At 68.4% G+C, this 6110-nt stretch carries 5 protein-coding genes and 1 pseudogene; 2 read left to right on the top strand and 4 right to left on the bottom strand.

Features of this window, described 5'->3' with window-relative positions; translation table 11 throughout:
* Positions 1–84, top strand: a pseudogene (locus CYD53_RS28390) (IS5/IS1182 family transposase); the annotation flags it as partial.
* A 37-nt stretch (positions 85–121) separates the two neighbouring features.
* On the opposite strand, the gene CYD53_RS28385 reads toward CYD53_RS28390, so the two are convergent.
* Together CYD53_RS28385 and CYD53_RS28380 are read right to left on the bottom strand one after the other, a co-directional pair.
* The gene (locus CYD53_RS28385; RefSeq protein ID WP_069690296.1) at positions 122–586 is read right to left on the bottom strand and encodes an Lrp/AsnC family transcriptional regulator; all 465 of its coding nucleotides are present in this window, start codon (positions 584–586) and stop codon (positions 122–124) included.
* Positions 587–746: 160 nt separating this feature from the next.
* Entirely contained in the window at positions 747–1259 is a 513-nt protein-coding gene (locus CYD53_RS28380) for a tyrosine phosphatase family protein (RefSeq protein WP_103721439.1), read from the bottom strand.
* A 118-nt stretch (positions 1260–1377) separates the two neighbouring features.
* Here CYD53_RS28380 and CYD53_RS28375 point away from each other — a divergent pair, with 118 nt between their 5' ends.
* Complete coding sequence (locus tag CYD53_RS28375; protein ID WP_103721436.1) at positions 1378–1938, top strand: thioesterase family protein; 561 nt, start codon at positions 1378–1380, stop codon at positions 1936–1938.
* Here the strand turns inward: CYD53_RS28375 and CYD53_RS28370 are convergent.
* Both CYD53_RS28370 and CYD53_RS28365 read right to left on the bottom strand, forming a co-directional pair.
* Positions 1927–2439: an HPP family protein gene (locus tag CYD53_RS28370; RefSeq protein ID WP_103721435.1), complete on the bottom strand. Its 513-nt coding sequence runs from the start codon at positions 2437–2439 to the stop codon at positions 1927–1929. The two genes, CYD53_RS28375 and CYD53_RS28370, sit on opposite strands and share 12 nt — an antisense overlap.
* Before the next feature lie 9 nt (positions 2440–2448).
* Positions 2449–6030, bottom strand: a complete 3582-nt coding sequence (locus tag CYD53_RS28365) for a hybrid sensor histidine kinase/response regulator (RefSeq protein ID WP_103721434.1) — start codon at positions 6028–6030, stop codon at positions 2449–2451.
* Between the last annotated feature and the right edge of the window lie 80 nt (positions 6031–6110).

Here is a 6110-nt window from a genome sequence, read left to right as displayed (position 1 = left end):
AGGGTCGCAACCCGCTTCGAAAAGACCGCCAGGAACTACCTCGCCGTCGTCACTCTCGCCGCAACCGTCCTATGGCTCCGATAAGTGTCCACAGGACCTAAGGGATGTCCTTGGCGCGGCGTTACACCGGCAGTGCCGAGCTCTTCTTGATGGTGCGCAGCGTCAGCGTCGATTGCACGCGGGTGACGCCGGGCAATTGCGTGATGATGTCGGTGTGGATGCGCTCGAAATCGGCGCTGTCGCGGTAGATCACGCGCATCAGATAATCATGCGCGCCGGCGAGCAGATGGCATTCCAGGATCTCGGGCAGGTTCTGCACCGCCTGCTCGAAGCCTTCGAGCGAGGCGCGGCCCTGCTGGTCGAGCGTGACGAAGACGAAGGCGGTGCCCGGAAAGCCCGCGATCTTGTCGTCGAGCAGCATCGCATAGCCACGGATCAGCCCGCTCTCCTCGAGCTGGCGGACCCGGCGCAGGCAGGCCGAGGGCGACAGATGCACCTTCTCGGCAAGGTCGGAATTGGTGATCCGCCCGTCCATCTGCAGGATGCGCAGGATGGAGCGGTCGCGGGAATCGAGTTCGATCGTCATGGCGCTGGCAAAACCCCTCTTGCCGGATGCATTGTCGCAAAATCCGGCGGGCGCAAGCAATATTCTGCGTCGGAACGGAAAAATCGCGCCGTCTTCGACGCGAGCTGCGCTGCAACCCGCACGATGCTGCCGGGCCTGAGGGCCGGATTCCGCCCGTCTTTCAGGCCAGGGCGAGCCGAAACGGCGTGCCCTCGAAGGCGTCCTCGCCGCGGCCGATCCGGTCGATCGCGGCGCTCATCCGGCCCTGCCGGCCGAGCATCCCGTCGGCGATGGCGACGAGGCGCGCATTGGGCGTCGCCGAGGGCGAGGCAGTGCGCAAGGCGGTGGCGATCTCCTCCTCATCGCGCTTCGGCCCGAGCGCGCAGGCGGCGATGAAGGCGGCCGCCGTCGAGCGGCTGATGCCCGCCCAGCAATGGATCACCAGCGGTGCGGCGCGGTCCCATTCGCTGACGAAGCCCAGGAAGCGCTCGACATGCGCCTCGGCCGGCGCGACGTGCCCGTCCATGGAGGCGACGATATCCGACATGCCGAGGAAGAGATGGCGTTCCGGCGCGATGCCGGCGGGCCGCTCGACCACCGTGTTGACGTTGATCAGCGTCACCACATGGCTGGCGCGCACGGCCGCCACGGTCTCGTGGAGCCGCGACAGCGAGGAGACGTGCAAGGTCGGCATGCCGAAGGTCCTGTGGGTCGCAAGCAGCATGAGCCGATCTCGACGGTCTAGCCAAGCGGGATCTGGTCACATATGCGCAAACGTTTACAAGTAAACCATCGAGAATCGGGACGCTGCCATGAATCTCTGGTTCCGCCTGCTCTGGCTGCTCCTGACCAGCCCGTTGCGCCCAAGGCTCAAGCCGCTGGAGGCGCCCTCGCTGCTAGCCTTCCGCGTCTGGCCGCATGATCTCGACTCCAGCCTGCACATGAATAATGGCCGGTACTGGACGCTGATGGATCTCGGCCGCACCGACCTGATGCTGCGCACCGGGCTGTGGCGCGCCGTGCTGCGCCATCGCTGGGTGCCGGTGGTGAATGCGGGCACCATCCGGTTCCGCCGGGAATTGCGGTTGTTCCAGCCCTTCCGTCTCGAGACCACGATCCTGTGCTGGAGCGATAGCTGGCTGGTGATGCAGCATCGCATGCTGAGCCGGGCGCGTGACGGCAGCGAGATCGTCGCGGCCGTCGCGCTCGTCCGCGCCGCGCTGTACGACCGCGCCAGCAAGAGCTATGTGCCCGTCGCGACGCTGATGGCGGAGGTCGGCGTCGGGGCGCCGAGCCCGGAGCCGGGCCCCGAGGTCGTGGCCTTCCTCGCTTCGGAGGAGGCGATGCGGCAGGCGAGTTACTCAGGGCGCTGAGGCGCGCGAGATCCTGCTCCAGAGCGCGGCGAAGCCGGCGAGCAGCAGCGCTCCCGGGATCACGACGAAGCCCAGGAAATCCAGGCCGAGCTGCTGGTGGACGATCAGCAGCGGGTCGATGCCGGCTGGCGGGTGCATGGTCCGGGTCAGGTGCATGGCCGTGGCTGACAGTCCGACCGCCAGCGCAACCGCGAGAGCTGTGTCTCCGAGCAGCCAGAACACGCCATAGCCCACGAGGCTCGCGACCAGATGGCCGCCGATCAGCGCGCGTGGGCGCGCCGGCTCGGCCGTGGGCAGGCACAGCACCAGCACGATCGAGGTCACGAACGGGATCAGTGCCAGCGGCTTGCCGAAATGGTTGGCGATGAATTCCATCGCGCCGATGGCGAGCGAAGTGCCGAGGCCGCCCAGCACGCCGAGCCGCAAGCGTCGCGGCAATGCGCGTGCCGGCGAGAGCCGGTTGCGGAAGGCGTCGCGCCAGGCAGGGGAGGTGTCGGCCATGGGGCGACGCTACTCCGCCGCCAGTCGCGTCGCCCGCCACTGCGCCAGGAGCGCGCGCAGGGCGGCGGGCTTCAGCGGCTTGTTCAGCAGGTGGACGTCGAGCGCGGCGGCCGCCTCGCGCACCTGCGGCGTGCGGTCGGCCGTCAGCAGGATCGCCGGCAAGGCCGTGCTGGTACGCTGGCGCAGCGTGCTGATCGCGGTCAGGCCGTTGCCATGATCGAGGTGGTAATCGGCGATCAGCACGTCGGGATCGCCCTTCGTGCGCAGCAACAGTTGGGCCTCCTCGACGCTGGCCGCGGTCGCGACGACGCAGCCCCAGCCGCCGAGCAATTGCTTCATGCCGTCGAGGATCGCCGGCTCGTTGTCGAGCACCAGCAGCTTCAGCCCGGCGAGCTGGCCTGCCGGCGCATGGCGCGGCGCGGCGCTCGTCGACATCGCCGGCAGCGGCGAGGCGCGCGGCACCAGAACCGAGAAGCGCGTGCCGCGCCCCGGCGTCGAGACCAGGGTCAGCCTGTGGTCGAGCGTGCGGGCGATGCGCTGGACGATGGAGAGGCCGAGCCCCAGGCCGCGCGCCACCTTCGCCCCCTGGTCGAGCCGCTGGAACTCGCGGAACACCGTCTTCTGCTTGCTTTGCGGGATGCCCAGCCCGGTATCGAGCACCTCGACCGAAACCTGTGCGCCGCGCCGCCTGCAGCCGACCACGATCTTGCCGCTGGGGGTGTATTTGATCGCGTTCGAGACGAGGTTCTGCAGCAGGCGGCGCAGCAGGCGCCGGTCCGAGCGCAGCGCCAGCGCCGTTGGCATGAAGATGAGCTTCAAGCCCTTCTCCTGCGCGCTCGGCTCGAATTCGCGCTGGAGCTGGCGCATCAATTCGTCGACGCGGAAGGCTGTGATCTCGGGCTTCAACGCGCCGCCGTCGAGCCGTGAGATCTCGAGCAAGGCGGTCAGGATCTCCTCGACCGCGTCGAGCGAGGCGTCGATGTTCTCGGCGAGGTCGGGGCTGCCGGCGGCGCGGTCGCGCTCGACCAGAGAGGTGGCGTAGAGCCGCGCCGCGTTCAGGGGCTGCAGGATGTCGTGGCTCGCGGCGGCGAGGAAGCGGGTCTTCGAGGCGTTGGCCTCGTCGGCCTCGGCCTTGGCGCGCTGCAACTCGGTGTTGACCCGCAGGATCTCCTCGGTGCGCTCGGCGACGCGCCGTTCCAGGGATTCGTTGGTGCGCTCGAGCTCCTCATGCGCCTCCACCGCCTGGGTGATATCGGTATAGGTCGTGACCAGGCCGCCATCGGGCAGCGGGTTGGAGCGGATCTCGATGACCTTCTTGGACGGGTAGAGCTTGAGCCGCACCGGCTCGCGATCCCTGACGAAGCTCTCCAGCCGCGCCGCCATCAATTCGTCCTGCTGACCGTCGCCATAGGCGCCGCGCGCCGCATTGTAGCGCACGACCTCGTCGAGGCCGGTGCCGAAGCGCACCAGCGAGGGCGGCAGGTCGTAGAGCTGGATGAAGGCCTGGTTCCAGGCGAGCAGGCGCAGGTTCCGGTCGAGCACGGTGATGCCCTGGCCGGCATGGTCGAGCCCGTGCTGGAGGATGTCGCGGTTGTATTGCAGCGCAGCCGAAGCATCGTCGAGCAGCTTGAAGGCGGCTTCCGTCGAGAGGTTGCGCCGCCGCAGCAGCAAAGACAGCACGAGGCGCGACGAGGCCGCGCCGATTGCCGAGGAGAGCAGGTGCTCGCCGAAGCGCAGCATGTGGATATCGGCTTCGCGATTGGCGTTGGGCTCTTCGCCGCGCCCGCTGGCGAAGCCCTCGAAGGCCCGCTGCGTCCGCTCCTGGCCGAGATAGCGACCGATGGTCGATTGCAATTCGGCTTCCGTGACGCTGGAGCGCCAGAGCGAGAAGGATTGTGCCATCGTCGCCTTGTCGGATTCGACGAAGGCGTTGGCCTGCAGCCGCTCCATCGCATTGGCGGGCCGCAGCAGGGAGAAGCCGATATAGGCGAGGATGTTGAGGCCCAGGCTCCAGACCACGCCATGCGGCAGAGCCGGCAGGTCGAGCCCCAGCAGCGCTTCCGGCCGTAGCGCCGCGATGCCATAGGGCCCCTTAGTGACCACCGCCTCCCAGATGCTGCCGACATGGACAAGGCTCGGCAGCAGGAGCGTATAGGTCCAGGCCAGGATGCCGATGGTCAGGCCCGCCGCGGCGCCGAGCGCCGTGCCGCGCCGCCAGACCAGCCCGCCGAAGAAGGCCGGTGCGATCTGCGCCGTCGCGGCGAAGGAGAGCAGGCCGATCGAGACCAGGGCGGCTTCGCCGGCGACGCGGTAATAGGCATAGCCGAGCAGGATCACGAGCAGGATCGCGGCCCGGCGAATGATCACGACCTGCGAGCCGAGATCGCCGCCCGTCGTGCCGTTGCTGCTGCTGCCGCCGCGCTGCGCGGTCAGCATCGCCATGGATCTCGCGGGGTCGCTCAGGCCGCCGCGCCCGCGCAGCAGCAGCGGCATGACGAGGTGGTTCGAGATCATGATGGCGAGCGCGACGGAGGCGACGATCACCATCGCGGTCGCGGCCGAGAGCCCGCCGACGAAGACGACCAGCGCGAGCAGGCTGGCCTCGCTCTGCAGCGGCAGCAGCAGCACGGTCATGTCGCGGTCGATTTCGGCGCCCGGCATCAGCAATTCGCCGGCCATCGCCAAGGGCAGCACGAAGAGATTGATCAGGATGAGGTAGAGCGGGAACATCCAGGCCGCGCGGCGGACGTCGCGGGCGTCGCGGTTCTCGACGATCGTCATGTGGAACTGTCGCGCCAGCAGCAGCGCGGCGCAGGAGGAGAGCAGGGTCAGGGTCAGGAAGGTCGGCCAGCTCGAGGTCCGCTCCCAGAGCGGCGGCGCGCCGTTGGGCAATCGCGCCGCCTTGGCGAGGAGATCGCCGGCACCGTCGAACAGGCCGTAGACGATGAAGACGCCGAGCACGAGAAAGGCCACGAGCTTGATCAGCGACTCGACCGCGATCGCGAGCACGAGGCCGTCCTGGTGCTCGGTGGCGTCGATATGGCGCGTGCCGAAGGCGCAGGCGAAGCCGGCCAGCACCATCGCCACCAGGAAGGCGAGGTCGTTCAGGACCGGAACCTCAGGCGTCAGCGCTTGGCCGCCGGTCGCGATCAGGAAGACCGAGAGCGAGTTCGCCACCGCCTTGAGCTGGAGCGCGATATAGGGCAGCGCCCCGATGACCGCGACGATGCAGACCAGCGCCGCGACGCGCTCGCTCTTGCCGTAGCGCGCGCCGACGAAATCGGCGATCGAGGTGATGTTCTGCGATTTTGCGATCTCGACGATGCGACCGACGAAGCGGTGGCCGAAGCCGATCACCAGGATCGGACCGACATAGATGCCCAGGAAGTCGAAGCCGGCCCGGTTGGCGAAGCCGACGGAGCCGTAGAAGGTCCAGGAGGTGCAGTAGACGCCGAGCGCCAGCGCGTAGATGGTCGCGCGCGCCCGGCCGGTGATCAGCCTGTGCCCGGAGGTGTCGGCGATATGGGCGACCGCGAACAGGCCGCAGAGATAGGCCAGCGCCACCAGGACCACGGACCAAGCGGGGATCATTGCGCCTCCAGCGCCGCAATTCGGCGTTCCGCAACCTAACCTCGCTGCGTGCCCCTCGCCATAGCGCTTTCGGCGTGGCC

This window comes from Allobosea psychrotolerans, assembly GCF_002917105.1.
Taxonomy (GTDB): domain Bacteria; phylum Pseudomonadota; class Alphaproteobacteria; order Rhizobiales; family Beijerinckiaceae; genus Allobosea; species Allobosea psychrotolerans.
Note: the sequence above shows the minus strand (reverse complement) of the source record. Positions and strands in the feature narration are given on the sequence as shown.